Source organism: Mycobacterium sp. NGS68 (assembly GCF_059812195.1).
In genome coordinates, this window is the sequence record NZ_JCALCE010000095.1 from 1 (window position 1) to 434 (window position 434).

Consider the following 434-nt stretch of genomic DNA (forward strand, 5'->3'; position numbering starts at 1 on the left):
GGTGGTCCAGCCTTTTTCGGCGAGGCGGTTGTCGGGGCCGCAGGCCAGGGTGAGGTCGGTGATGTCGGTGCGGTGGGTGGTGGTCCAGCCGCTGATGTGGTGGACCTGGGTGTGGTAGGCGGGGGCGTCGCAGCCGGGTTTGGTGCAGCCGCGGTCTTTGGCGAAGAGCATGAGGCGTTGGGCCGGGTTGGCGAAGCGTTTGGCGTGGTAGAGGGCTAGGGGTGTGGCGCCGTCGAAGATGGCCAGGTAGTGGTGGGCGGCGCCGGCCCAGCGGATGATGTCGGACATTGGTACCAGGGTGCCTCCGGCGGTGAGTGCTTTGCCGGTGGCGGCTTGCAGGTCTTGCAGGGTGGTGGTGGCGATGATGGTCACGGGCAGCCCGTTGTGGGTGCCCAGCACTCCGGAGGAGAGCAGGGCGCGCATCCCGTAGAGCA

At 68.2% G+C, this 434-nt stretch carries 1 protein-coding gene; it reads right to left on the minus strand.

The annotated features are described in order from the left end of the window. Positions 1–434 (minus strand): HNH endonuclease signature motif containing protein (locus AC5Y5V_RS31410; protein WP_499942985.1); only part of this gene is annotated, 434 nt, incomplete at both ends.